The sequence below is a fragment of the Bradyrhizobium sp. YCK136 genome, assembly GCF_044570075.1.
GTDB lineage: Bacteria > Pseudomonadota > Alphaproteobacteria > Rhizobiales > Xanthobacteraceae > Bradyrhizobium > Bradyrhizobium diazoefficiens.
Genome location: NZ_CP172424.1, coordinates 4708278 through 4733923, shown reverse-complemented (window position 1 = coordinate 4733923; position 25646 = coordinate 4708278). Strand labels below are relative to the sequence as shown.

Sequence of the window (25646 nt, the reverse complement as noted above, 5' to 3'; positions counted from 1 at the left end):
TCGCTTTGATGCAGATCAGGAGGAACAAGCAGAGCGACCTACGTCATTCTCAAGTCTACAGCGGCTACCAGTTGTTGAAGCCGGGCCGCCACGTGGACGGGATAGATCGAGCCAGTCTGGAGGCGTTCAAAACCCCTCGGCAATCGCTCCACCTGTGTCCGGGCGTGGGCACGGATATCCTGGAGCGATGGCTGATGCGCGACCGGACGCCCTTCTTGCAAGACAGGGCCGATCAAGGCTTCCCCTTCTTGAGAATCGTCCTCCGTCGAGAGCACGTCCGACGCCATAAGGCCCTCCGCATCGTAGCGACGCCACACCTGCTTGCGGCCCGGCCAAGTCGCCTTTCCGGCCGAACGCTTACGCCGCGCAACGCCCGCGTATTCCTGGAGCTTATAGGCGCAGTCGAGGGCCGGCGCATCGGACGACGTGGCCAGACTGGTCCCGATCCCGATGCCGTCGATAGGCGCCGCCTCGCGAATGAAGGACGATAATGTCTCTTCCTCGATGCCACCGCTGACAAAGATGGTCACGTCTTTGAGACCACCCTCGTCGAGAATCCGCCGCACGCGTCTCGAGAGCGCCACCAGGTCACCGCTGTCGATCCGCACCCCACGGACGGAAATTCCGAGCGTACGCAGCCGGGGAGCCAAGGCCACGACCTTTCTGGCCGCCATTTCCGTGTCGTAGGTATCAATCAACAGCACTAGGTCCTTCGGCCTTGCGCGCGCGAAGGATTCGAACGCTGCCGTTTCGTCGTCGAACGATTGGATGAACGAATGCGCCATCGTGCCGCAGGCCGGAATCCCGAAGCATTTTTCAGCGAGAACAGTCGCAGTGCCGGCAATACCTCCGATATAGCTGGCGCGGGCGGCAAGAAGACCGGCTTCGGCGCCATGAGCTCTACGCAGTCCGAAATCGACCAGCAGCTTGTCCGGCGCAAGCAGCGCCATGCGTGCTGCTTTGGACGCGATCAGCGATTGGAAATGCAAGACATTGATCAACCTGGTTTCGACCAGCTGAGCTTCGGGAAGGGGCGCCGTGACTCGGAGGATCGGCTCATTGGCGAAGAACACGGCGCCCTCTGGCATCGCGTGAACGTCGCCGCTGAAGCGGAAATCGGAGAGATAGTCGATCAGGCGCGCGCTGAACCTGCCGCCGCGGATGAGCCAGCTCAGTTCATCGTCGGAAAAACGCAACTCTTGAAGGAATTCCAGCGCCTGCTCCAGGCCGGCCGCCACCAGGAAATTGCGCTGGGGCGGGAGCTTTCGGACGAAAAACTCGAATACGGCGGTCTCGGTCTGGCCCGTTTCCAGATAGGCCTGCACCATATTCAATTGGTACAGATCGGTAAGGAGCGCGCTTGGTGACCTGTCCATGGGAACCCTCGGGATTCAGGGGGCCGGCGCCGCCATCTTCCTCGCGGGGAACCGCTCCAAGATTGCGATGACCTCGTCATCGTCAACCTGACGAAAATCACGGTAGTAGTAACCGATCGCGCCAAAATCCCGCGGCGTATCCAGACAGACGATCGCATCAACCTCCGTGTGGAGCCGCTGCAACGTCTCGAGCGGCGCGACCGGTACAGCAAGGATCAATTCCTTCGGCTCCCGCTTTCGCAGCGCCCGGATTGCCGCGAGTGTCGTCGCGCCGGTCGCAATGCCATCATCGACGATGATCGCGACCTGCCCTTTGACGTCAGACCGGGCACGATCGCCGAGGTAACGGACGCGCCGCCGCTCGATCTCGGCAAGCTCCTCCCGGCAGACCACGTCGAACGTCTCCTCACTCACGCCCGCCAATTCGACGACGTCCTGGTTGCGGACGATTAGCGACTGCTCCCCGTCCACCACCGCCCCCATCGCCAGCTCCGGCTGCATGGGCACGCCGATCTTGCGCACCAGAACCAGGTCGAGAGGTGCCTCCAACTGTGCAGCGATCTCCGCCGCCACGGGAACGCCGCCGCGCGGCAGCGCCAGGATCACGGGATGGCGACTCCTGTACTTCACCAAGGCTCTGGCCAGCTGGCGGCCGGCGTCTTCTCTGTCCTGAAACAGCATATCGGCAGATCCGCTTGAGTTTTGGCCAGACTATTGCTCCGGTGCCCCGGATCGTTGATCGGTGTCAAACCGTCTCCCTCTTCGTTTGGCAATAGATTGCCATGCTGGACCGTCAGAACGAACTTGCGATCGACGATGCTGAGAACGACAGCATCTCTGCCCTTGCCCGGAAGGTCGCCTTCCTCAGCCAACCCGAGAGCTACACCCCCGCCCCTGATCGCATTCAGGCACGCGAGACCCATATGTCCTGGGTCTTCATGAACGGCGCGCGGGTCTACAAGCTCAAGAAGCCGGTTCGCTTTTCCTATCTCGACTTCTCGACGCTGGCTCGGCGCAAGACCGCGTGCCTGGCGGAAGCCGGCCTCAACCGCCGGCTTGCGCCCGACGTTTATCTAGGCGTCGTCCCGCTGACGGAAAGCGCTTCAGGGTACGCAATCGGCGGCTCCGGTTCGGTGGCCGACTGGCTCGTCGTGATGCGCAGGCTGAACGAGGACGAAACCCTCGACGCCATGCTGCGCAACGGCAATGCTCGCCGGGCCGACGCCGAACGGCTCGCAACAGTTTTGGCTGGCTTCTATTCGCATGCCGCGCGGTTCCTGATCGCACCAGAGGCCTATCTGGCCTCGCTCTATGAAGTCGCCGTCCTCGATTGGCGCGTACTGTTGAATCGCCGTTTCGACCTGCCGTGTGGCAAGATTTCACATATTTCTGCCGTCCAGCGCGGATTTCTCGAACGCAATGCTCGACTGCTCGTTGACCGGGTTTCTCGGAGACTCATCGTCGATGGTCACGGCGACCTGAGGCCGGAGCACATCTGGCTCAGGCCTCCTTTCCCGATCATCGACTGCCTCGAGTTCAATTCCCGCCTGCGGGCCAACGATGCTTTGGACGAGATCGCCTTCCTGCACCTGGAATGCGAGCGGCTCGATGCTCGCTGGTTCGGCGATGCGATCCGACGGCGGTTGGCACGCACGCTGCATGATGACCCCGCAAGCGGCGTATTTCTGTTTTATCGACTTAGTCGCGCGATGCTACGGGCGCGCTTGTCCATCGCGCATTTGCTCGACGCGCGACCGCGCACGCCGGAGAAATGGCCTCGCCTGGCGCGTGCCTATCTTGCCCTCGCCGAAGCCGATGCCAAGCAACTCGAACGGCAGCTCGCCCAATGAATCGAGCAGAACTCCGTCAAGCCTGGTACATCAACAGATCGGCCAGCGACTCATTCTGATGCAGCCGTTTGATGGCTTCGGCCAGCAGCGGAGCTGCCGGGATCATCTCGAGCTTGGCAAGCACTGGCCCAGGAGGAAGCCGGAATGGGGGAACGGTGTCCGTGGCGATGATGCGGTCGATCGATACGTCCGCAAGTGCCGTTTCAGCCCCTGGCAGGAACAGCCCATGAGCAACGCACGCGATGACGTTTCTTGCACCATGAGCGCGCGCCGCTTTTGCCGCACGAACCAAAGTTCCGCCGCTGCTGATGAGATCATCGACGACGACACAGAGCGCGTCGGACACCTCACCGGCGAAGAGGTCGCCGGACACGCGGCCCGAACTCCGATGCTTCTCGACGAACGCCTTGCCGATCGGTCTCTGCAACGCCTTCTCAAGCGCCTCCCGCAGGAGATCGGCACGCTTTCCACCCCCCAAGTCGGGAGAGACGACGCTGATCGGTTGGTCGCCTGCGATCGACTTGATCTTTTCGATCAGCAGCGGCGCTGTAGTGAGTGCGACGGAGGGACAGCGAAACGCGTTCTCAAACGCAGCTTCGTTGTGCACATCCAGTGTGACGATCCTGCTCGTACCGACCGCCTCGAACAGAGACGCCAGGTAGCGGATGGTCACGGGATCGTTCTCCTTCGTTCGGCGATCCTTCCTCGCATAGCAAAGATAAGGCGTGACTGCGGTCACGTTCGCAGCACCTGCGTCTCTTAGGGCTCCTATGAAGAAGAGCAGACGACAAAGCTTGTCGTTCGGGCTCTCGACGGGCCCGCCGTGAAGGCTATGAACGACATAGACGTCGTGACCGGCAACCGTATCGAGCGGACGGATCTTGTGCTCGCCGTCTTCAAAGCTGCGCTCTTCATGAGCTGCAAGCGTGCCGCTCAACGAAGTCGCTATTTGCTCGCCCAGCTCGGTGCTTCCGTTCAGAGCGAACAGGCGGAATCGATCACTCCGCGTCAATGCCGTGCGAGGCATCCAGCTGCTATCCATCATGGCGCGCCATTGAGCCACCTATGTCCGCATGCTGTGTTTGCTCAGGACCTTCACGGTGCTGGCCTGCGGCCCCTTTTCTCCGAGTTCCTCGGCATAGCTGACATGCGCGCCGACAGCGATATTCGCGCAGCCTTCCAGAACACTGTTGCAATTGAAATAGATCTCGTGACCATCAGCGGCCTCGAGGAAGCCGAACTCGCCGCTTGGATCGATTCGCAGCACGGTGCCAACCGGCTCTCCTTCATGGAGTTAGGTCTGTCCGTGCATCACGCGGACCTGGTCTTGCAATTGCCGCCGCGCGCGCTTGAATGCATCATCCAGCGCAAAGGTCAGATCGGCGTACCGTTCATCTTCCTTGGGCGTCCGTCCGACATCGACCTCGCGTCCTTCGGGAAGAGCGAGTCGAATGCTCACCTGGTATTGACCGCCCGTCTTGTGGCGATCACCGGGGCCTCGCACGACGACGCGCCCTGCTGTTGCTCGACCGTAGCGCTTCTCAAGTTCGGAGATGTGCTGATCAATTGCAGCTTGCAGGTCTGGCGACGGCATCAGATTTTCGAATTCGATTCGAGCCAGAGTTTGCATGATCTTGCTCCTCAGATTGGCCAATTAATTTGATCACGCCGCACGCCTACGGCTTTGCGCAAAATCAATCCGACCCGATGCATCCCTCAAGCTGGACTTGATCTCCATCAACAAGCCCCAACGCTCATTCCGTAGTCTTATTTGGCCTGGAATCCCCCAAAACCCACCACGCGACCTCAGCCGCCGGGGCGCCCCCAACGCCCGGCGGCTTTCCCTTTTGTGCATCCCGCACGGAACTTTGCGGTACGTCAAAACGGGCCGGCCCAAGGCTGAAACTAATGGACAATCTGTCTCTGACCGGGAGCGTCGCTATGAGCACGTCCATAGGTGTGACTGCATTGGACCATTCGGTTCAAGAAACCAATGTTTGGCTCAAGGCGATTGACGAGCAGCTGGCCCTGGAGAACCGTCATCAGGCCTACAGTGCATTGCGGGCGGTCCTGCATGCGCTGCGCGATCGCCTGCCGCCGGAGGTCGCCGTCAAGCTCGGAGCACAACTACCGATCATGGTGCGCGGCATCTACTATGAAGGCTGGCATATGGCCGCAACGCCGACCAAGGAAAGACACATCGACGAATTTGCAGCGCATATCGCCAGAGAGCTTCCTCCGCAGTTTCCCATAAATCCGCTCAGGACGGCTCGCGCGGTTTACGAGATCCTCTGGGAAAAACTGGATCCGGGCGAATTCGAAAAGCTCATGGCTCACCTGCCGGCCTCGCTGCGAAATTTGCAGGGTTAGCCAGAGGAGACGATCCGTGCACCCCCATGACGTTCTCATTCCGCCTTTTGGGCTGCCTGGAAGACTGTCTGTTCCAGGTAACCCGCGGGGCCTGATCGCATTTGCGCATGGTAGCGGCTCGAGCCGGTTCAGTCCGCGGAATACCGCAGTTGCAAATGCTTTGAACGAACGCCGTTTTGCGACGCTTCTGTTCGACCTTCTCACGCCTGCAGAGGAGCAGAACCGCTCGAATGTGTTCGATGTCGTGTTACTCGCAGAACGGCTGATGACGGCAGTCAACTGGCTCGAAGGCCAGACCCGGGCCATCGCCAGCCTTCCTGTCGGATTGTTCGGAGCCAGCACCGGGGCAGCCGCCGCGCTTGTTGCTGCAGCGCGGCTCCCCGATCGCATTGCGGCCGTGGTCTCGCGCGGCGGACGTCCGGATTTGGCCGGCGAGGCCCTTCCCCTTGTCCGCGCGCCGACTCTGTTGATTGTAGGGGGCGCCGACTTCGGCGTTATCGAACTCAATGAGGACGCGCTGACCCGGCTTCATGGACCCAAGGCGATCGAGATCATTTCCGGCGCGACGCACTTGTTTCCCGAGCCCGGCGCCATGGAAGCCGTCATAGAGCATGCTGGCCAATGGTTTGAACGATATCTGCAGGCGCCGGGATCGGTCCAGGCCGCCAGCAAGGAGGACACATGAAACTCCTCTCAGATGCCTTCGCCGATGGGGCAGCCATCCCGCGACGCTTCACTTGTGACGGGGACAATCTCTCCCCACCCCTCAAATGGTCAGATCCGCCGCCGGGAACGCGCAGTTACGTCCTGCTCTGCGATGACCCGGATGCTCCAGGCGGTATCTGGCATCACTGGGCGGTCTACGATATCCCGGCGCCCCAAGCCGGATTTCCCGACAGTGCGGCGCAGAAGACGAAGCTAAAGCAGGCTGTCAACGACTTCCGAAAAGTCGGCTATGGCGGCCCGTGTCCGCCACCCGGGCACGGCACCCATCACTACCATTTTCGTCTGCTTGCACTCTCGGTCGATCATGTACGGGTTCAGCCAACTCCGTCATGCCGAGAGGTTGAACGCGAGGCCCGCCGGTTTACGCTTTCCGAGGCTGTTCTCGTCGGCTGGTATCAGAGGTAGTCCAAACATTCGGTCACGACGGCTGATCCGGAGGCCGCCAATCCTTGATCGACCTCGCCAGCAGCCGCTCAACTAGATTGCTCGCCGTGGGCCGGCGCGGACGCGGCCAGTTGGCGTGCTTGTTGCTCGGCAGCGTCTTCCAAACGCTTGTCAGTCGTCCGTGAAGAATGCAGATCGGCCTGAGAGATAGGCAGAAGTTGTCTCGATAAAGTATTCGATTTTGCAGGAAAGCCGGGTGTTGGGCCGCGGTTTCTTGCGTTTTGGGATTTTGCTTTCGAGCGATTCGTGATTCCCTGACGGACGGGTCATCGGCATTGGGGACGGCGATGAGCAAACCGCGGGATGATCGCCAGAAAGACCTGTTGCTTCCGGCGCTCGATCAAATCATCGACATGGGCCACCCGCTGGTGCGGTTGGCGGCGCTGATCGACTGGAAGTTTCTGGATGACCGCTTTGGTTCGGTGTGCCAAACCGGGCCGGGGCAGCCTGGCCTACCGACGCGGCTTGTCGCCGGCCTGTTCATTCTGAAGCACATGCACAATCTCTCGGATGAGGTGCTGTGCGCCCGCTGGATCGAGAACCCTTATTACCAATACTTCTGCGGCGAGTTAAGCTTCTGCCACCGGCTGCCGTTCGATCGATCGTCGATGACGCGCTGGCGCCAGCGGCTCGGCGAGGAGCAGCTCGTCGCGTTGATCCAGGAAAGTCTGTCGGTGGCACACAAGACTGGCGCCATCGGTCCCAAGGACCTGGAGCGAGTGGTGGTCGATACCACGGTGCAGCCCAAGGCCGTTGCCCATCCGACCGACGCGCGGCTGATGCATCGGGCCATCACCAAGCTCGTCGGGCTTGCCAAGCGCAACCGTGTGCCGCTGCGCCAGAGCTATCTGCGCCTGGCCAAGCGCGCCGCCATCATGGTCGGCCGCTATACCCACGCTCACCAGTTCAAGCGCGCCCGGCGCCAACTCAAGTTCCTGCGGACGCGGCTTGGCCGGATCATCCGCGACATCCGCCGCAAGATTGATGGCGATGCGGCGCTGGAAGCGCGCTTCGGCCCGCTGCTCGATCTGGCGCAGCGGGTGCGCAGCCAGGATCAGCATCAGCGCGGCCCCAAGGTCTATGCGTTGCATGCGCCGGAGGTCGAGTGCATCGGCAAGGGCAAAGCCCGCGCGCCTTACGAGTTCGGCTGCAAGGTCAGTATCGCCACCCCCGTGACGTCCCCGAAGGGTGGACAGTTCGTGCTCCATACCAAGGCGCTGCACGGCAATCCCTTTGACGGCCACACGCTCGGCCCCGTGGTCGCCGACATGGAGAAGCTCACCGGCGTGGAGGCTCGTCGTATCCACGTCGACAAAGGGTACCGTGGCCACAACTACCCGCACCGGTTCAGGGTCTGGATCTCGGGTCAGGTTCGCCGCGTCACGGCTTCCATCCGGAGCGAGATGAACCGTCGCGCGGCTGTCGAACCCGTCATCGGTCACGTCAAGGCCGAGCACCGCATGGACCGCAACTATCTCAAAGGCAGCGTCGGTGACCGCATCAACGCCGTCCTCGCCGCGGCCGGCTACAACTTCGGCCTGCTCCTGCGATGGCTCGCAGAACTCTTGCGTGCCATCATCCGCGCCTTCGCCGAAACTGTCCCGGCTCAAAAGATCGCTTAAATCAGCGCTCGTCCGCGTTCTTCACGGAGGACTTGTCAGCCTCGCTCCTTGTGCAGTGGTCGTCGTTCCCTAGCGCTGGATCTACAGCGAAGCCGCACCAGAGTTTCGAGCCCAATCGGAAGGTCGCAATTGAGATGGTCTTTCGACAACGTGCACTTTCAAAAGTTTACCAGCTGATCGAGCCCGGCCCCGTCGTTCTGCTAACGACCGCCAGCCGCGGATGTCCAAATATCATGACGATGTCATGGCATATGATGGTGGAATTTGAACCGCCGCTCATCGCCTGTGTCGTCAGCGAAGCCAATTTTAGCTTCGCTGCTCTCCGCTCAACCGGAGAGGCCGTAATCGCAATTCCCTCACGCAGTCTTGCTGACACGGTCGTCAAAGTCGGCAACTGCTCCGGCCGCGACAACGATAAGTTCAAGCGTTTCGGACTGACCCCGCTCCCGGCAAACCAGGTCTGCGCACCCTTAATCGAGGAGTGCTTCTGCAATCTCGAATGCCGCGTGGCGGATACCCCCATGGTATATCGCCATAATCTGTTCATTCTGGAAGTCGTGCGCGCCCCTGCCCAGAAGAACCCCAAGACGCTTCACCACCGTGGATACGGGTCCTTCACCATCGACGGCGCTACACTAAAGGTGAAGTCAAAAATGAGATAGTCGCGCACGATGACGATTGCCTAACATATCATACTGCAGCAGCGGCGCTCAGCGGTACCAGCAATGGCCGTGCCGACAGACGCGTTGATGAGGATAGATCCAGTGCGGACCCCAGCAGGAACGATACCAGTGATAGCCGGTCTCGCCCAAACGGTAGCAGCCCGCCACCGCGCTCGTGGGCGCAGCTATGATCGCCGCGACGGCGGCGAGCATGACAAATTTTCGCATGTTTATTCGCCTCGAAGGGTCCAGAGGCACACATTTGTGTCCATGAACGATGTCCTGCGCGTTGACGTAAATCAACGCACGGCACGCGGCGTCGGGCCTACTTTCATCGCTTCTTTATACATCACCAGCAGCCGGCGAATTCCGCGGTGAGGGAACTATCCACTCATCGCGCAGCGCCGCCAAGTAAAGGGGCTCTAACAACAGAGGAGACTGATCATGGCGACTGAAACGAAACTGCCCGTTACAAAGAAGCCCGGCGTGCCGACGCTCGTTGAGGACACGTGGCGCCCGTTCGGGGCGCTGATACAAAGGTAAAAGGCGCGCGGGTCGTAAAGCTAAGCCGCCTGGGCCGCTACGGCTTCGTAAATATCCTCCTCCTGGGCTGTGTGCATGCGCACCAGTGTTTCGATCGCCTCGATCACCCGCTGGGCGTCTCGGACAAGGTAGCGGTCGACCTTCTCTGACGGCAGATCCTCCACGATCCGAGCAAGAAGGCGAGCAAGGTGCAGTATCTCCCGATGGGCACGGCTCATCGCAGAGAGGCCGTGGCGGTCGCGCAGCACCTCCGCAAGCTTCGGGTAGACGCTGTCCTCATCCTTGCGCTCGTGCATCACCACGCTACTCTGAACGATGCGCTGAGCTGCCCTGATCAACACTGCGGCGGACTCGGGCGTCGCATCGTCCAACGCATCGACGATCTTACGCAAGCGGTCGAGGTCCTTGAACAGGGTCTGATGATCGTGATGCAAGATTAGCCCCTGCTCTGCGGTGATGTGCGGGCCAGCCCTGCCGAGGGCCGGAGTGAGCGCGCGCAGCGCGTTCAGGATGACGGCGACATCGATCACCTCCTGCACGATCGCCGCCGGCACGGGATCGAGCCAGCCAACGGTGCCGGCTACCATTGCCGCCAGCGACAATCCCATACCGACGAAGATGCTTTGCAGGGCGATACGCCGCGCCCGCTGCGCAATTATGATCGCCTCGCCAACGCGGTCGAGCCGGTCGGCCAGAATCACCACATCCGCCGCCTCGGACGATGCGCTCGCACCGCGCGCTCCGAGCGCGACCCCGATATCGGCAGCGGCCAGTGCCGGGGCGTCGTTGATGCCATCGCCGACCATGATCGTCGGATGCAACCGCTGCTCGGTACGCACCGCCTCGACCTTGTCGGAAGGTACGCGGTCGGCCAGCACGGCATCGAGGTCGAGGGCTGCACCGATGGCCTGTGCCGCTGCGGCGCGATCGCCTGTGACCATCACGATTCGCGCGATGCCAGCATCACGCAGTAGCCGGATCGCTCGCGGCGTATCGGTCCGCAGTTCGTCTGCCAGCAGCAGCGCACCAATCGGACGCCCGTTCACAGCAACAAAGACGATCAGCGCCGAGCGCCACGAAGCGCGGCGCATCGCCCGTAGCTCCCACGGCGACAACTCGGCATGTGAGAGAAGCATCTCGAGCGAGCCCGCGCTGACCTGGCGTCCGTCAATTAGGCCGCTGACGCCAGAACCCATGGCCTCTTTGACATGTTTCGGCGGTTTCAGCTTGAGGCCGCGATCGACGGCCGCGGCAACGACTGCCTTCGCAAGGACGTGATGCGAAGCCTGTTCAAGAGATGCCCCAAGCGTGAGGACCTCGTCCGGGTCCTCCCCCGGTGCGACCTCAACCGAAAGCAACCGCGCCCCTCCCACCGTCAGGGTGCCGGTCTTGTCAAACAGCACTGTGTGCGCGCGAGCCAGCGCCTCCAGTGCTCCACCGCCTTTTGCCAAGATGCCGCGGCGGGCTGATTGCGCCACGCCGGCGATGAAAGCGACGGGCGCGGCCAGAATCAGGGGACAAGGCGTCGCCGCAACCAACACTGCGAGGCTACGGGTCAAATCACCGGAGATCCGCCACGCCACGAAGGCGAGGACGAGCGTGACCGGCAGAAGGATCAGCGCAAAGCGATCGGCCAGCCGTACGAAGGGAGCCTTCGCTGTTTGCGCCGCGGTCACCATCCGCACGATGCCGGCATAGGTGCTCTCGCCAGCCGGCGCGGTCACGGTCAACTCGAAGGTCTCACCGGCATTCAGCGAGCCGGAAAGAACGGCGCTGCCGCGTGTCTTCTCGACTGGAATGGGTTCGCCGGTCACCGCGGACTCGTCGATGTTGGCTGAGGCCGAACTAACGATACCATCGACCGGAACGATCTCGCCGGCCTTGACCAGGAGTTCCTCGCCGACCGAGACTGCCTCGATGGGAACTTCCTCGATCTGCTCGCCAGTCTTGCGATGGGCCTGCCGCGGCGCCCGATCAACCAGGGATCGCAAGTCGCGCTCCGCCCGGGCGATCGCGATATCCTCCAGCACGTTGCCGCCGGAATACATCAGCGCGACCACGGCGCCGGCCAACGGCTGGCCCAGTGCCAGCGCCGCGCTCATCGACAGCAGCGCAATCGCGTCCACTCCCAGGCGGCCGCCCAAAAAATCCCTGACAATCGAGACCGCCAGTCCTCCGATCACGGGCGCCGTGCCGAGCTCCCATGCGAGATCGGCCAGATCAGACCGGTTTGTCGCTCGTGCCAAAATGCCCGCAGTCATTGCGTGCTCTAGCTCAAGCCCTAGCGGTGATTGTGCTGCTGTCATCTGGCGTGCCATGCTTCGCCAAGGAGATGGGGAAGACCGAACGTTCCTCGTCAGCTCCGACCACGCGGTCGCAGGAGCCTGGCGAGAGTCAGCTAAAGCCGACGAACCAAAGGCTAAAGGATACTCACCGTCTGGACCAAATGTGGACCAGCGAGACTGGGATCACTGCAAAGCAGGCCGCGACTGGCGGATGCGAGGCAACAGCGAGAATCTAGCTCAGTGAAGGACCGCAACGCTCAATTGGCATAGCGCAATGAACGAAACATCGTGTGGTCTCAACGCGATCGTTGCGGTGCAACTCGGTCGCTGGGATAGACAATCACCTCTTCCCCGGGAGGCCGGAAGTGATGGCTGCAAGGCGGCCGGACCGGCGTAGGAGCTCGATCTGGCGCAATTCGGCGCGTCCGTTTTTCGCGACATAAACGTTCCAGGCCTCTCCGCGGCGAAACAGCGCCCCGGACGGGACGATCGTCGCATCGTCGCGCGTGCGAAGACCGTGATCTGCACGTCCACCAGGCGGGCGCTGAAAGGCTTGCTCAACTGCATTTGCGTCGCCGGTACAAGGGCGGGCTTGCTGTCTCTAGTTTCGCCTCGGCATTTGTGTCCAGTACAGCCACTATCGGCGCGATGGGAGCGCGGGCTTGCAGGACGCCGGAGCTGCTCGGAGCAGCTACCGCCGGCGCGACGCTGTCAACCGTCGCAACTATCGTTCAGCTCTCCGCCGTGCTCGAAGCAACGAACCTGTCTACGATGCAAAGTTTGCTAGTTCCGCTACTCTGCGCCGGTGGCGCGGCGACGATCTATAGCGCGACCTTCACGATCAAGGGCATGCGGGAAACGGCGGCAGTCGATCTGCAACTCGGACGGGCTTTAACCTGCCCGCGCGGCTTTGTTGCTGGCGTTGACGCGCTCCGGAGTTATCGTGCTCTCAGCCAGTTTGCGGGAGGCGTTTGGAGAAATCGGGCTGGTGGTCAGCGCGTCTGCAGCCGGCCTCGCTGATACGCATTCGCCCGCCGTGGCCGCTACCACGCTCGTCGCCTCAGGCAAGATCAACTCTGACGACGCCATCGCTCCGGTGCTTGCGGCGCTGTCGACAAATACTCTCAGCAAGATCATCGTTGGCTGGGTCAGTGGCGGCCCTTCCTTCGGTCTGCGGCTGATTCCCGACCTTATTCTCGTCATCGCGGCCGCGTGGGCCGGCGCATTCTCGGCCCTGTGATCGTCGAGGGCCAATTTTGACCAGATGGCCACAACTAGGCAGCCGCGTTCGTCAACAGTCGAGAAGCAACGGGCGATCCGCTCGCGCCGTTAGTCCTCGGCGCCTGCTCAGGGCCTTCAGTCCGCTATTGCTGCGGCACCGGGTTCGTTGTCCCACGCATGAACGCCAGCATCTCCTCCGGAGTGAGCTTCCCATCCTTGTTGCTGTCCATTGCCTTGAAGATTCGTTCGTGCGCAACTTGAAACTCCGGCAATGAGACGGTCCCGTCGCCATCAGCATCCATCAGCGCGAAAATCATGCGGAACATGATTGGTGGCCCCATCCCGTCCCCGCCCATCATGCCATGCCCTTTCATGCCGCGCCCCATCATTCCCATCATGTCTCCGCCTCGCATCGTCCTCTGCCGCTCTGCGGATTGTCCTGCGGGAGATTCCGTCTGCGTGGACGACGGAACCTGGTCCGGTCCCGGGTGGTGGGCGTTGTGATCAGTCGGCGATTGAGCGAGCGCTGGATAGCTCAGGGTCGCAAACAGAAACGCTGCAGCAATGGTTCGGCGTGGCATGGGCCTTCTCCGGTGTTGGTGTCGCGTAACAACCGTGTCGTAATTCACCGAAGTCTTATTGAGCCAAGTCAACACGACGAGAGGGAGAAGCATGAGCACCTTCAGCGTATCGTAGGCGAAGAAGCTCACGGAGCCGCCAAAAGGTCGCGCGCGCGGTATCCCTCCGGAACTCTTTTGCCGTGGGCACATCCGAACGGGAAGATGCGGAAAGACACTTGGTTCACCTCAACTATGTTCACACGGCGCTAAATGATTTCTGCCGTCGCCTTCGTAACAGGATCGGCTTGCGCCCTGCTCGAAAATGAGACGGCAGTTCGCCGCTGGCCTGCATAATAGCAAGCTGCGAAGCATCGAACCAGTAATGGTCGGTTTGGATCCGATCACGCGGCAATGGGTTCGTTCTTTCCGGTGCTCTTGGCGAGCAGCGGCGTAAACTGCTCCGCAGTCACCGTTTCATTTGCGATCAACAGTTCAACCCCGGCATCAAGGTCGGCACGACGCCGCTGCAGAACATCGCGGGCACGACGATCGCCCTCCTCGATCAGGTTTCGCACCGCAACATCGATCTCGCGGCCGGTGGCTTCAGCGGCGGTGACGACCGCATCCTGAGCCGCGAGAAATGCCTGAGGCTTCGGCGCGTAGGTGCGCTGCCCTACCGTCTCGTCCATGCCGTATTTAGTCACCATCTCGATGGCGACTTCGGTCGCACGTTGAAGATCGTCGGCGGCGCCGGTCGAAATGGCCCCGTCAAAAATCAGCCGCTCCGACGCCCGTCCACCCATCAACACGGCAATGCGGTTCTTCAGCTCTTCGATCGTAAGCAGAAACCTGTCCTCGGTCGGGCGCTGAATGGTGTAGCCGAGCGCGCCGATCCCACGCGGTATGATCGAAACCTTCTGCACCGGATCGACGCCGGGCAGGCTCGCTGCCACGAGGGCATGCCCCATCTCGTGATAGGCGACCCTGCGCCGCTCGTCTTTGCCGAGCACCCTGCTCTTCTTCTCGACGCCGGCGACGATCCGCTCTATCGCGGTGACGAAATCAGCGAACGAGACCTCGTCTCCGCCCCGGCGGGTAGCGGCAATCGCAGCCTCGTTGACGAGATTGGCGATATCAGCTCCTGTGAAACCGGTCGTGAGGCCTGCCACCTTGTCGAGATCGACCTCCTTGCCCAGCCGGATCTTGCGGACGTGCACCTTGAGAATGGCAGTGCGCCCGGTCTTGTCCGGCCGGTCGACGAGGACCTGCCGGTCGAACCTCCCCGCCCGCAGCAGCGCGGGATCCAGGATTTCGGGGCGATTGGTAGCCGCCAGCAGGATGACGCCGGCGCTCGGGTCGAAGCCGTCAAGCTCCGACAGGAGCTGATTGAGGGTCTGCTCCTTCTCGTCGTGGCTTGATAACGACAGCGGCCCGCGGCTGCGTCCGAGTGCATCGAGCTCGTCGACGAAAATGATGCAGGGAGCGGCCTTGCGGGCCTGCTCGAACAAATCTCGCACGCGCGCAGCGCCAACCCCGACGAACATTTCGACGAATTCGGAGCCCGAAATCGAGAAGAATGGAACACCGGCCTCCCCGGCTACGGCGCGCGCGAGCAAGGTCTTTCCCGTTCCGGGCGGCCCAACCAGCAAAATCCCCTTCGGTACATGGGCGCCCAGGCGTCCGTAGCTCTTGGGGTCCTTCAGAAACGAAACCACCTCCTGGAGTTCGAACTTGGCCTCATCAACGCCAGCGACGTCGGCGAAAGTGACTTTGATGTCTTTCTCGACATAGACTTTGGCACGGGACTTCCCGATCGCCATCAGCCCTCCGAATCCCTGGCGGCCGGTCACGCTGCGCCCGATCCAGAACCAGATGATAAAGAAGACGACAACCGGGAAGATCCAAGACAGCAAGCTTTGAAGCAGGCCGCTTCCCGGAACGCCGGTCACGATCGCGCCTTTGGCCGCAAGCTTTTCGGCCAGGGCCATGTCAACCCGCGCGGTGACAAATGCCGATTTGCCGCTTGGGAGTTGCTCCTTCAACTTTCCTTGAATGGTGTCCTGACCAACGGCGACTTCGGCCACCTTTTCCTGGCTGAGCAACTGCTCGAATTGACTATAGGGAATCGTCTCGACGGTTTCGTAGGTTTTGAAAATGAATTGCAAGACGACGAGCAGCATACCGCCCGCGAAAATGACGGCCATCGTTATCGCCTGATTTCGCGAAACCTGATTGGGCTCCACCTGCGCCTCCTCGTCCACGTCAAGTGATCGAGATGGTAGTTCGGGAGAGTGAGGTGCGCTTGATTCAGGTCAACGCGGCTATCCCAAAGCTGGCCTGATGCTCTTCAAGACAAGCTGTTTTGCTGGGCGATTTGCGCGACTTGAGACGGTTCAAGGACACGGGGCATGGGCGAGCGCCCGGCTATCGGCCCAGGAAAATGAAATGCTTCAGGCGGCGGCAACTGCGTTCGGTACCCCCGCGTTGAGCGCGCTACCAGCCCGGGCTTTCGACGGTTCTGTGGTCGGCAATGCGCCCGTCAACCACCTGGATGATCCGATCGCATTGCCGTGCCAGGTCCAGATTATGGGTGACCAGCAGAAAACTCGTGCCGCTCTCCCGATTGACCCGCCGCATCAGCTCAAAGACGGAATCCGCCGATTTCGTGTCGAGATTTCCGGTCGGCTCGTCGGCCAGCACCAGATCCGGGTTCATGGCAAGAGCCCTGGCAACTGCCACCCGCTGCTGCTGGCCACCAGACATGTTGTTGGCAAGGTTGCCCGCGAACTTCTCCAGACCGACTTGGCGCAAGAGATCGTCGGCCCGATCTTCGATCTCCGCGCTTGCAAAGCCGCGATCCGCCAGCATCGGCATCATGACATTTTCGCGGGCGGTGAAGGCCGAAATCAACAGATGGTACTGAAAGACGAAGCCTATGGTATGACCTCGCAGATGCGTGAGCTCGTCGTCGCCGAGCAGCGCCGTGTCGCGCCCCTTGATCAGAAGACGACCGCGCGTTGGCCGATCCAGCAGGCCGACGATATTGAGCAGCGTGCTCTTGCCTGAGCCGGACGGGCCGATCAAGGCCAGGAACTCGCCACGGTCGAGCTTGAGATCAATGTCGTGCAGGACTTCAACCTCAGTAGGCAGACCAAGGTTGTAGCCCTTGCAAACTCGTTCGAGCTTGAGGATCTCGTCAGCCACGGATCGCCACCACTGGATCAAGCTTTGCGGCGCTCACCGCCGGCGCCATCGCAGCCAGCAGCCCTGTCGCTGTGGCGAGGAGCGCGGTGTAGACGAAGAGGCTCTGTTGCAGAACAAGCGGAAACAGTTCGGTGCCGTCCGCCTGCCGGGCCACGGCGTGCCAATACACCAGCGCGACCGCGCCCAAGGTCGCACCGAACAGCGAGCCGACAAAGCCCAGCAGCCCGCCCTGGAGCAAGAACACGCGCAGGATCTGACCACGCGACGTGCCCATTGCCCGCAGGATCCCTATTTCCTTCGAGCGCTGGATCACAGAAACGATGAGAACAGCGGCGATGCCGAAGGCCACCGACAAACCGACAAAGATACGGGATCAGGGTATTCGTATAGATCTGCGCCTGGACCGCGGTGAAGAACTGGGCATTCGTGGCGATCCAGCTGTCCGCCTCCACGGGCGTCGCAGCCTGGATCCGCCGGGCGATGATTTCCGCCGCATAGATGTCCTTGACCGTCATGTCGATGGTCGTAACGCCGCCGATCATGCCGAGAAGCGACTGTCCCGTCCGCAGCGCGACGAAGCTGGCACGCTGATTGACACCCTTGTTGCCGAAATCGATCAGACCGGAAATCGTCAGCACTCGATTGGCGCCGGCCGTGGCTTGCAAGTTCAGCTTGTCGCCGACGGTAGCTCCGAGATTCTTGGCGAGTTCGGTGCCGATGATGACGTCCTCACTGGTCAAACGCGCCTCGCCGGCCGCGATGTAGTCCGGCACCTTGACGATGTCGAAATACGTTTCCGGTTCGATCCATGTCAGCGTCACCGCCCGGCTGGCGTCGCCACGTATGGCCAGAACAGATCCGGTGATGGTCGGCGAGACCGCGGTGACTTCGGGCATGGCGAGCATCTGGCCGCGGATCTTCGGCCACTGGTCGATCGAGATCACCCGCTGGCTCGGAAGCTGCACTGCAGCATCCTCGATCTCCCCGGCGGCATTGCGCAAGGGACGCGCCACCTGATCCGGCGTGAGGAGCTGGATTGGGGCTGGGAGGTCAGCACGCGCTTGATAAAATTCGCCTCGAGGCCGGCGAGCATCGCAGACATGAAGACGATCACACCGACGCCGATCGAGATGCCGCCGACGATGAAGATGGTTTGCAACCTCCCCTCTCGCAGGAATCGTACGGCGGCAATCCACTCGAATGGGAGCCAGTGGTTCATGGCAGGACGGGGCGCACGCGCTGCCCGGTAAGGACGCCGGAACTCTGCGGGATCGCAATGTCGCCGGGCTGCATCCCCTCGACAATTTCGATCTGGCTGTTGCCGCGCAAGCCGACCTTCACCGGATGCTTTGCGGCCCGGCCGTTCTTTACGGTCATCACCCATGCTTGCCCCGACAGGATCTCACGCACCGAGCGCACAGGAAGGACCTCGGCATTGTCCTTCGCTGCGACCTCAATGTCGACCGAGACCGTCATATCCTGACGTAAATAGTCCGGCGGCTCCTTTACCGTCAGTTTCACCTCCACGGTCGCGCGGGAAATGTCGACGCCGGGATTGATGTAGGTGACGGTCGCAGAAAAGTGCCGATCCGGATAGGCATCGGCAGATGCGAGCGCCGTCTGCCCGAGCGCGAGCCTGCCGAGGTTCCGCTCATCGATCTGGAGCACCAGTTGCAGTTCACCCGAGGGGGCCAGAACCAACAAGGCCTTCCCCGCCTGCACCACGGTGCCGCGTTCCACGCTACGGGTGATGAGAACGCCGTCGCGGGGGGCAACGATCGTGGCATAGCCCAGGCGAGATTCTGCGGTGTCGAGGTTGGCGCGTGCCTGATTGAGCTGTGTCTGCGCCATGACGTGATCGCTGCCGCCGGGGCTCGCGGTATAGACCTGAAATTCCGTCGCGCGCTTTGCGGCACGCGCGACATCGAGCGTCTTCTGCGCGTCGTCGAGGGCGGCTCGCGTCGCATAGCCGTTGCGTTCGAGCTGCGCGGTACGGTCATAAGTCTGCTGGGCGTTCCGAAGCGTCGCCTCGGCCTGGGTCTGCGCTTCCTCCGCCGAAGGAAGCGTGAGCTCCTCGAGCTGCCTGATGCGCGCCTCGGCCTGCGCGACCGCGCCCTGCGCTTGCACCACGCTCGCCTTCGACTCACGCGCCTCAAGGGCAATCAGCGGCTGGCCCTTGGTGACCCTCTCGCCCTCCTGGACCAGCACATCCTCCACGGTCCCGGTAATCTGGCTGCCGATCTCCACCCGGTATGGCGTCTCGACATGCCCGCTCGCCACTACGGTTTCAACCAATCGTCCACGTGCGACCCGATCGACCACGACGGCAGGTCCGAGCAGGACCCGGATGCCCTGCCATGCGCCAAGGCCGAGCAGGACAACAACCGTCAGGAGGAACCATTTATGAGTGATGATGCCCGACCAGGCCGACGCGACGGAAATCGGGTCGATGCGTCTTTGATTTGGTAATGGTAGACTTTGTTCGGCCATGGCTACGCTGCACGGATCGCACCGGTTCATCTGGCGATCCCCTCCTCTCAACTATTGGGTTCAGAAATACCGCCGCGATGCCTTTGGCGGATTGCGCTAGGTCAAGTCCCGATCAGCCACTTCTTCACCGGCCGGCTCAATAACCTCCGCCTCTGGTTGACCAAGATCAAACTGAGCCGGACGCAGTCGTACAAAAGTGGCGCGCAGGGTAACGCCAACTACGACACCTTGAGGCATTGAAATGGCACACAAACAAGTCCTGTTCCATTCAGCAGCCCGCGAGAAGATCTTGCGCGGCGCGTCTCTCCTTGCAGACGCGGTGCGCGTGACGCTCGGCCCGAAGTCGAAATCAGTCCTGATCCAGAAGGGATGGGGAGCGCCGATCGTCTGCAACGACGGGGTCACCATTGCCAAGGAATTCGACTTGAAGGATGCCGAAGAGAACCTTGGCGCTCAGGTGTTGCGTCAGGCCGCGGAGAAAACCGGCGACGTCGTCGGCGACGGCACCAGCACGTCTACCATCCTTGCACATGCCATCCTGTCGGACGGGGTTCGCAATGTTGTGGCTGGCGCGAGCGCGATCGACCTCAAACGTGGCCTCGATCGCGGAACGCAGGCCGCCATCGCCGCATTGCGCGCTATGGCAACGCCCGTAAAATCCAGGGCGGAGAAGGTGCAAGTCGCCACGATTTCGGCCCACAACGATGCGTCGATCGGCGAACTCGTAGCCGATGCGATCGAGAAGGTCGGCGGCGACGGCGTGATATCGGTCGAGGAGTCCAAGACGACCGAAACGCTTCTGGACGTCGTCGAGGGAATGAAATTCGACCGGGGTTTTCTTTCACCCTATTTCATCACCGATGCCGACCGGATGGAATCGGTGTTGCAGGATCCCTACGTCCTGCTCTGCGACCACAAGATCGGCGCATTGCGCGATCTGGTTCCCCTTCTCGAACAGGTCGCCAAGAGCGGTCAGCCGCTTCTGATCATTGCCGAGGACATCGAGGGCGAAGCGCTGGCCACTCTCATCGTCAATCAATCGCGGGGCGTGCTAAAGGCTTGCGCCGTCAAGGCCCCCGGGTTTGGTGACCGGCGCAAGGCCATGCTCGAGGATATCGCGATATTGACCGGCGCTCAGGTGATCTCGGAAGAGATCGGCTTGAAGCTGGAGAACGCCACCCTGCAACAACTCGGTCGTGCCGCGCGCGTGGTCGCCGACAAGGAGAATACAACGTTGATCGGCAGCGGTGGCGATCGCACCCGCATCGATGCACGACTGGGCCAGATCCGGGTCGAAATCGAAAAGACGACTAGCGATTACGATCGCGAGAAGCTCGAAGAGCGCCTCGCCAAGCTGTCGGGAGGCGTCGCGGTGATCCGGGTGGGAGCGCCGACCGAGGCCGAAATGAAGGCGAAGAAGGAAGCTTTGGACGATGCAATCAGTTCGACGAAAGCGGCGGTCGCGGAAGGCATTGTGCCCGGTGGCGGGCTGGCTCTGCTCCGTGCAGTCGCGGCCGTGGCCAAGGAGGAAGCGGCCTGTGAGGGCGACGAGCGGACCGGCGTACAGATCCTGAGACGCGCTCTTGAGGCTCCGGCGCGCCAGATTGCCGAGAATTCCGCGGCCGACGGAGGCGTCGTGGTTGCGCGGATGCTCGAAAGTGAAGGCAGCATTGGCTTCGATTCCTCCCGCAAGGTCTATGTCGATCTCGTCGCGGCTGGCATCGTCGATCCGGTCAAGGTCGTACGGACAGCCCTCGAAAACGCGGTCTCGGTCGCGAGCGTGCTCCTTCTGACCGAAGCGACGATGACGGAAATCCCGGAGCCGAAACGCGAGAGACTGCCCGAACCGGACTTGGCGGTGCAGTAGCGGTCCTTATCACGCAGAGAGTTCCCACATTCGGCCACCGCCGTTCGATTCAATAGAGGACCGCGCTTGGCGGGAGACAGGAACGATGCCTTATCGATCAAACGATGATCTTCCCGCGAGATTGCGACGTCACCTGCCGCCTCACGCCCTGGACATCTACAGGGAGGCGTTCAACCACTCCTTTTCCTCGCATGTCGGAGACATTCGCCAGGAAGAGATAGCACATCGAACGGCTTGGTCCGCCGTCAAGCGCTCATACATGAAACTCGCGGACCGCTGGGTGCCGAAATCGGCACATAGCGATTGAGCGTCGCGGTTGTTCGTAAATTGAAATACGTCTGCCTCCTTGCCGGATTTTCGCGCGGACACGTGCAGGGCAACGATTTCGCGGCACACCTTTCTTGGAACTCTGACAGCGCGTTTCTGGAGAAATGTCGCAGTCTGTCGATTCAACGAAATTCGCCGGCTCAATTTCCGGCTTGAGCAAAATCAAATTTCAAACCGACGACCGTGGCTAATCTCCTTTCGCGACCGAGATGGTCAAACCTCGGAAGGAGATATCATCATGGCAACCGAAACCAAGCTGCCCGTCACAAAATCCCCCACAGCCCCCGCTGTCGCCGGAGAGACTTGGCGACCCTTTCAGGCATTGAGAAACGAAATCGACCAGATCTTTGACGATTTCGGTAACGGCTTCTGGAACCGACCGTTCCGTTCGCTGGCACGGCTCGAGCGCGACTTCTCGAAGTCGATCTCTGCGCCGGCCGTAGACGTCGCCGAGAGTGACAAAGCGTATGAGATTACGGCCGAGCTTCCGGGTCTCGACGAGAAGAACATCGACATCAAGGTCGCCAACGGCGGTCTTACGATCAAGGGCGAGAAGCGCGAGGAGACCGAGGAAAAGAAGAAGGACTACTACGTCTCCGAGCGCCGCTACGGCACCTTCGAGCGCTATTTCACCCTGCCGGAGAGCGTCAACGCCGACAAGATCGAGGCTACCTTCAAGAACGGCGTGCTGAAGGTCGTGCTTCCGAAAACCGAGGAGGCGCAGAAACCGGCCAAGACGATCAACGTGAAGGCGGCTTGAGCCTGCCAAGGCGGGGCTGCATCGAGCGCAGCCTCGCCCCACATTTGCAACACTATCGATATTGAGGGCACGTCATGCACGCACTTCACGTGATGACCAGAGACGTTGTTGCCGTGACGCCTCATACGACGATCGAAGAAGCCGCCAAGATCATGCTCCGGATGCACATTAGCGGCCTACCTGTCATCGACGATGCCGGCAATCTCGTTGGCATTGTCTCGGAAAGCGACTTCCTCCGTCGCAGCGAAATTGGCACCGGTCGCAAGCACGCGGCCTGGCTCAAATTCTTCATGGGACCTCCACGGGCAGCGGCCGAGTTTGTTCACGAAAGCGGCCGAAAGGTGGAAGATGTCATGACGCGGCAGGTTGTCTCTGCCCGGGAAGAGACATCCCTGGTCGACGTGGTCGACTTGATGGAGAAGCACGACATTAAACGCGTCCCGGTGATGCGCGGCGAGGCGACGATCGGGATCGTTACGAGAAGTAATCTGCTGCAGGCGATGGCAAGCCTCGCACACGAGATTCCGGACCCGACCGCCGATGACGAGCACATTCGCGAGCGTATCACGCGAGCGGTCAACGCCGCCGACTGGCGTCCGATCGGCTCCAGGGTCGATGTCCGCAAGGGCGTCGTCCATCTGCACGGCCTGATTACGACCGACGAAGCGCGGCGGGCGACGATCGTCGCCGCCGAAAACACCAGCGGTGTCAAGGAAGTCCATGACCACCTTTGCTTAGTTGATTCATACACCGGCTACTACGTGGAATCGCCGGAAGACTTGAGGGCCGCGGGCTGAACGCCGGCGAATTGGAAGCCGCTATGTTTGGATGGATCGTCCGGGTTCTCTTTACGATAGCAGCGCCGATCACGGCGCTGTTCGTTTCGCGAGACGCGTTGAACTTCGGCCTCATTCAAACCATTGTAACGATGCTCCTCGTCACGGCTCTTGTCGGCTTGATCGCCGCCTACTCCGGGCGTGACCGAGGCGTCCCCCACTAAGCAGATACGCCCCGAGGGCTGGTGAAGCCGCGCGGATTTCCGGGCGCTCGCGGTTTCGCCATTGATGCGCAGATCCGCGCAGGAGGGACCCTACTGGGCAGCCGCAAAAAGCCTCCTGACCGCGTCTGCTGGCGCTGCAAAAGCAAAGCCACTCTTTCGCGCAACGACGACGCCGATTAGCTTACCCTTCAGATTCACCAGCGCGCCGCCCGAACTGCCCTGGCTGACCAGGACGTCTGATTGGATCAGATCGCTGCTCGCAATGCCTGGGCAGGAACGATGCAAAGCTGACACGATGCCAAACGTCACGCTCTGTCCCCAATCTTGCGGATTTCCAATCGTGATCACCGGCTCCCCCACGTCGGGCGTATCCAGGTTCTCCAGAGTCAACGCCTGAAGGTTGCCGGGTTCGACCCGGAGTAGCGCAACGTCATCTCGCTCGGATCTTACCAGCACAACGGCATCAAGCGCTCGTCCGTCCTGGGGACGTGCCTGTACGACGGTCGCGTTTGCAACCAAGTGATTTGCAGTGACAATCAAGCCTGCCAGGGCGTCGACCACGACGCCCGCTCCCTGCCACTCTCGAGGCGAAGGAGGGTCTGGAAAGCTGGCTTCGGGATCAAATACTCGCGGCTCTGATGCCACGCCCCAGCCTCGTATTCCAACCACAGCAGGCGAGACGCGCTTCACAAGAGCGGTAAAGTCCGTCGTCGGAAACATCTCTCCTGGATCTTTATAGTCCTTGGCCCAACAACCGGCGACACCGAAGACCAGCGCCAGACTGCATACGACGACGGCGATCCAATCTCGGCGCAAGATATTGCGTAGCATGGCCACCTCTCAGGCAATCCAAGTGAAGTTACCTGAACAGCAGCCTAATGATCTGAGGCAGGCGCGATTTGAGGATTCGCAAACTCTGCCTCGCCCTTCTCGCGAAACCAGGCCTACGGATACCTACTTAGGTGAAGCTCCCGAATTTAGACCCGTCGCCTGATGCGGTACGAAGGGTTCTCCAGTACAGCGTTCGGCTTGCCAGTGGAGCCCGCAATGAATCACTCGATTTACACCGCGGACAGGGCAACCCACCTGAAGGTGGTGGTCTCTGTGCTACTCGTCGGCATTGCAATCGTGGCGGCAACACTGACCGTGCGGCTAACTCATCCAGCAACAAGTGCGCAGATCACGGCGACGCACACCGTCTACAAGCCCCACCGAAGCCACGCCCTCACCGAAATGGCACAAATTGGGAAGGACCCGATCTAGTACCCGGAATCAGAGCTGAGTGATACGGCGGCCTTTGAAACGGCGTTGACGGACCTTTTTCTTGGTCCAGACGAAGGGCTCGGCTCTGTCGTTGTATGCGTTGACGTAGGCATCGATGTGTTCCTGAAGCTGCTTGAGGCTCGTGAAGGAGGTGCCGCTGAGCGACTGCCCCTGCAAGATGGAAAACCATACTTCGACCTGATTGAGCCATGACGCACTTGTCGGCGTGAAATGAAATTGCACGTTGGGGTGGGCCTTGAGCCAGTCCTCGTTCTTTTTATGGGTGTTGAGGTTGTCGAGGATGACGTGAAGCTTGCGGTTCGGAAAAGCCGCGGTGACGCTGTTCATGAAATCGAGAAACTCGACGCGGCGCCGGCGTTTTGAATGGGTCGCGATGATCTTTCCGGTGGCGACTTCGAGCGCCGCAAACAATGTTGTGGTGCCATGCCGCTTTGTAATCGTGGCTTTGGCCGGTCAAGGCGCGGCCATTGGGCAACTTCAGATAACCCTGCGCTCGCTCCAAAGCCTGGATCGAGGGCTTCTCGTCCACGCACAGCACAATGGCCTTCGCCGGCGGCGCGACATAGAGGCCGACAACATCGGCGGCTTTGGCCGTAAAGTTCGGGTCGTTGCTCTCGCACCAGGACTTGCGAGCCACCAGGTCAATCTTGTGGCTGCGCAGGAACCGCCAGACATATTGGACATCGACATCGCCCAGCGCCTCGGCCAGCAGGGGGCCGGTCCAGCGCGCAAACCCTTGCGGTGGCGGCTTATCCAGCAGCTTCAGAATCCGCTTGTCGGTCGTCTTCGTATAGATCGGCTGCTTGCCAGGCCGCGGCTTGTCTTGCAGCCCTTCAAGGCCATGGTCGGCATAGCGATGCCGCCAAAGGCTGACAATCCGCGGCTGGACCCCAACTTCCTTGGCGATCGACCGGGTGCTGCGCCCATCCGCCGCCAACAGAACTATCCGCGCCCGCTTCAAATCGCGCTGCAACGTCACCGGTGAGCGACAGCACGCCTCAAGCACCTTGCGATCTTTCCTCGAAAGGTGGACTTCTCTTGCTTCGGGTATCATC

26 protein-coding genes and 2 pseudogenes are annotated in these 25646 nt (G+C 61.2%); 14 read left to right on the top strand and 14 right to left on the bottom strand.

Annotation, left to right across the window (positions count from 1 at the left end):
- Positions 1-38: 38 nt before the first annotated feature.
- Both ACFLEY_RS23200 and ACFLEY_RS23195 read right to left on the bottom strand, forming a co-directional pair.
- Positions 39-1376 (bottom strand): nicotinate phosphoribosyltransferase, encoded by a 1338-nt coding sequence (locus tag ACFLEY_RS23200; protein WP_060912176.1) that lies wholly within the window; start codon positions 1374-1376, stop codon positions 39-41.
- A gap of 15 nt (positions 1377-1391) precedes the next feature.
- On the bottom strand, positions 1392-2057 hold the full coding sequence (locus tag ACFLEY_RS23195) for a phosphoribosyltransferase (RefSeq protein WP_060912175.1): 666 nt from the start codon (positions 2055-2057) through the stop codon (positions 1392-1394).
- Between the two features lie 101 nt (positions 2058-2158).
- On the opposite strand from ACFLEY_RS23195, the gene ACFLEY_RS23190 reads away from it, so the two are divergent.
- Positions 2159-3226 carry a hypothetical protein gene (locus tag ACFLEY_RS23190; RefSeq protein WP_396604943.1) on the top strand — a complete coding sequence of 356 codons (1068 nt, stop codon included), beginning with the start codon at positions 2159-2161 and terminating at the stop codon, positions 3224-3226.
- Positions 3227-3242: 16 nt separating this feature from the next.
- Here ACFLEY_RS23190 and ACFLEY_RS23185 read toward each other — a convergent pair whose 3' ends face one another.
- From ACFLEY_RS23185 to ACFLEY_RS23175, 3 genes are read right to left on the bottom strand one after another with little or no spacing between them, the layout of a single operon-like run.
- Positions 3243-4253 carry a ribose-phosphate pyrophosphokinase gene (locus tag ACFLEY_RS23185; protein WP_171901341.1) on the bottom strand — a complete coding sequence of 337 codons (1011 nt, stop codon included), beginning with the start codon at positions 4251-4253 and terminating at the stop codon, positions 3243-3245.
- A 36-nt stretch (positions 4254-4289) separates the two neighbouring features.
- Positions 4290-4493, bottom strand: a complete 204-nt coding sequence (locus ACFLEY_RS23180) for a cold-shock protein (protein WP_306421908.1) — start codon at positions 4491-4493, stop codon at positions 4290-4292.
- A gap of 27 nt (positions 4494-4520) precedes the next feature.
- Complete coding sequence (locus tag ACFLEY_RS23175; protein ID WP_249163140.1) at positions 4521-4820, bottom strand: HPF/RaiA family ribosome-associated protein; 300 nt, start codon at positions 4818-4820, stop codon at positions 4521-4523.
- Between the two features lie 347 nt (positions 4821-5167).
- Here ACFLEY_RS23175 and ACFLEY_RS23170 point away from each other — a divergent pair, with 347 nt between their 5' ends.
- The 6 genes from ACFLEY_RS23170 (at position 5168) to ACFLEY_RS23145 (ending at position 9050) form a co-directional block, all read left to right on the top strand.
- Positions 5168-5596, top strand: coding sequence for a DUF2267 domain-containing protein (locus tag ACFLEY_RS23170; RefSeq protein ID WP_060912171.1), 429 nt, complete (start codon positions 5168-5170; stop codon positions 5594-5596).
- Positions 5597-5756: 160 nt separating this feature from the next.
- Entirely contained in the window at positions 5757-6281 is a 525-nt protein-coding gene (locus ACFLEY_RS23165) for a dienelactone hydrolase family protein (protein ID WP_306421910.1), read from the top strand.
- Positions 6278-6727, top strand: a complete 450-nt coding sequence (locus ACFLEY_RS23160; RefSeq protein WP_082756924.1) for a YbhB/YbcL family Raf kinase inhibitor-like protein — start codon at positions 6278-6280, stop codon at positions 6725-6727. Before ACFLEY_RS23165 ends, ACFLEY_RS23160 begins: the two co-directional genes overlap by 4 nt.
- Before the next feature lie 86 nt (positions 6728-6813).
- Positions 6814-6891: a hypothetical protein gene (locus ACFLEY_RS23155; RefSeq protein ID WP_396604981.1), complete on the top strand. Its 78-nt coding sequence runs from the start codon at positions 6814-6816 to the stop codon at positions 6889-6891.
- 162 nt (positions 6892-7053) lie between these two features.
- Complete coding sequence (locus ACFLEY_RS23150; RefSeq protein WP_396604942.1) at positions 7054-8388, top strand: IS5 family transposase; 1335 nt, start codon at positions 7054-7056, stop codon at positions 8386-8388.
- 134 nt (positions 8389-8522) lie between these two features.
- Positions 8523-9050: a flavin reductase family protein gene (locus ACFLEY_RS23145; RefSeq protein ID WP_060912169.1), complete on the top strand. Its 528-nt coding sequence runs from the start codon at positions 8523-8525 to the stop codon at positions 9048-9050.
- 48 nt (positions 9051-9098) lie between these two features.
- Here the strand turns inward: ACFLEY_RS23145 and ACFLEY_RS23140 are convergent, their stop codons facing one another.
- Positions 9099-9278, bottom strand: coding sequence for a hypothetical protein (locus ACFLEY_RS23140; protein WP_129557611.1), 180 nt, complete (start codon positions 9276-9278; stop codon positions 9099-9101).
- 335 nt (positions 9279-9613) lie between these two features.
- Positions 9614-11854: a heavy metal translocating P-type ATPase gene (locus ACFLEY_RS23135; protein ID WP_396604941.1), complete on the bottom strand. Its 2241-nt coding sequence runs from the start codon at positions 11852-11854 to the stop codon at positions 9614-9616.
- A gap of 645 nt (positions 11855-12499) precedes the next feature.
- Between ACFLEY_RS23135 and ACFLEY_RS23130 the strand changes: the two genes are divergently transcribed.
- The gene (locus ACFLEY_RS23130; protein ID WP_309142145.1) at positions 12500-12898 is read left to right on the top strand and encodes a DUF4010 domain-containing protein; all 399 of its coding nucleotides are present in this window, start codon (positions 12500-12502) and stop codon (positions 12896-12898) included.
- Positions 12792-13118: a DUF4010 domain-containing protein gene (locus ACFLEY_RS23125; protein ID WP_396604940.1), complete on the top strand. Its 327-nt coding sequence runs from the start codon at positions 12792-12794 to the stop codon at positions 13116-13118. The genes ACFLEY_RS23130 and ACFLEY_RS23125 overlap by 107 nt, the downstream gene beginning before the upstream one ends.
- A gap of 124 nt (positions 13119-13242) precedes the next feature.
- On the opposite strand, the gene ACFLEY_RS23120 is transcribed toward ACFLEY_RS23125, so the two are convergent.
- The 5 genes and pseudogenes from ACFLEY_RS23120 to ACFLEY_RS23100 form a co-directional block, all read right to left on the bottom strand.
- Positions 13243-13497 (bottom strand): EF-hand domain-containing protein, encoded by a 255-nt coding sequence (locus tag ACFLEY_RS23120; protein WP_373565434.1) that lies wholly within the window; start codon positions 13495-13497, stop codon positions 13243-13245.
- Between the two features lie 563 nt (positions 13498-14060).
- A complete protein-coding gene (ftsH, locus tag ACFLEY_RS23115; protein ID WP_249163384.1) occupies positions 14061-15863 on the bottom strand; it encodes an ATP-dependent zinc metalloprotease FtsH in 1803 nt (600 codons plus the stop codon).
- Positions 15864-16152: 289 nt separating this feature from the next.
- Complete coding sequence (locus ACFLEY_RS23110; RefSeq protein ID WP_060912167.1) at positions 16153-16863, bottom strand: ABC transporter ATP-binding protein; 711 nt, start codon at positions 16861-16863, stop codon at positions 16153-16155.
- Positions 16856-18082: pseudogene (locus ACFLEY_RS23105) on the bottom strand (ABC transporter permease). The gene ACFLEY_RS23110 and the pseudogene ACFLEY_RS23105 overlap by 8 nt, the downstream one beginning before the upstream one ends.
- Positions 18079-19353 (bottom strand): efflux RND transporter periplasmic adaptor subunit, encoded by a 1275-nt coding sequence (locus tag ACFLEY_RS23100; protein WP_171901282.1) that lies wholly within the window; start codon positions 19351-19353, stop codon positions 18079-18081. The pseudogene ACFLEY_RS23105 and the gene ACFLEY_RS23100 overlap by 4 nt, the downstream one beginning before the upstream one ends.
- Positions 19354-19594: 241 nt before the next feature.
- On the opposite strand from ACFLEY_RS23100, the gene groL reads away from it, so the two are divergent.
- From groL to ACFLEY_RS23080, 4 genes are all read left to right on the top strand, one after another.
- Positions 19595-21220, top strand: coding sequence for a chaperonin GroEL (gene groL / locus ACFLEY_RS23095; protein ID WP_396604939.1), 1626 nt, complete (start codon positions 19595-19597; stop codon positions 21218-21220).
- Between the two features lie 85 nt (positions 21221-21305).
- Complete coding sequence (locus ACFLEY_RS23090) at positions 21306-21527, top strand: ChaB family protein (protein WP_082756923.1); 222 nt, start codon at positions 21306-21308, stop codon at positions 21525-21527.
- A 258-nt stretch (positions 21528-21785) separates the two neighbouring features.
- Positions 21786-22307, top strand: a complete 522-nt coding sequence (locus ACFLEY_RS23085) for an Hsp20/alpha crystallin family protein (protein ID WP_060912164.1) — start codon at positions 21786-21788, stop codon at positions 22305-22307.
- 74 nt (positions 22308-22381) lie between these two features.
- On the top strand, positions 22382-23104 hold the full coding sequence (locus ACFLEY_RS23080) for a CBS domain-containing protein (protein WP_060912163.1): 723 nt from the start codon (positions 22382-22384) through the stop codon (positions 23102-23104).
- A 293-nt stretch (positions 23105-23397) separates the two neighbouring features.
- Here ACFLEY_RS23080 and ACFLEY_RS23075 read toward each other — a convergent pair whose 3' ends face one another.
- On the bottom strand, positions 23398-24138 hold the full coding sequence (locus ACFLEY_RS23075) for a S1C family serine protease (protein WP_060912161.1): 741 nt from the start codon (positions 24136-24138) through the stop codon (positions 23398-23400).
- A 216-nt stretch (positions 24139-24354) separates the two neighbouring features.
- Between ACFLEY_RS23075 and ACFLEY_RS23070 the strand changes: the two genes are divergently transcribed.
- On the top strand, positions 24355-24570 hold the full coding sequence (locus tag ACFLEY_RS23070; RefSeq protein WP_129557610.1) for a hypothetical protein: 216 nt from the start codon (positions 24355-24357) through the stop codon (positions 24568-24570).
- A gap of 9 nt (positions 24571-24579) precedes the next feature.
- On the opposite strand, the pseudogene ACFLEY_RS23065 reads toward ACFLEY_RS23070, so the two are convergent.
- Positions 24580-25645: pseudogene (locus tag ACFLEY_RS23065) on the bottom strand (IS630-like element ISRj1 family transposase).
- Position 25646 lies beyond the last annotated feature (1 nt).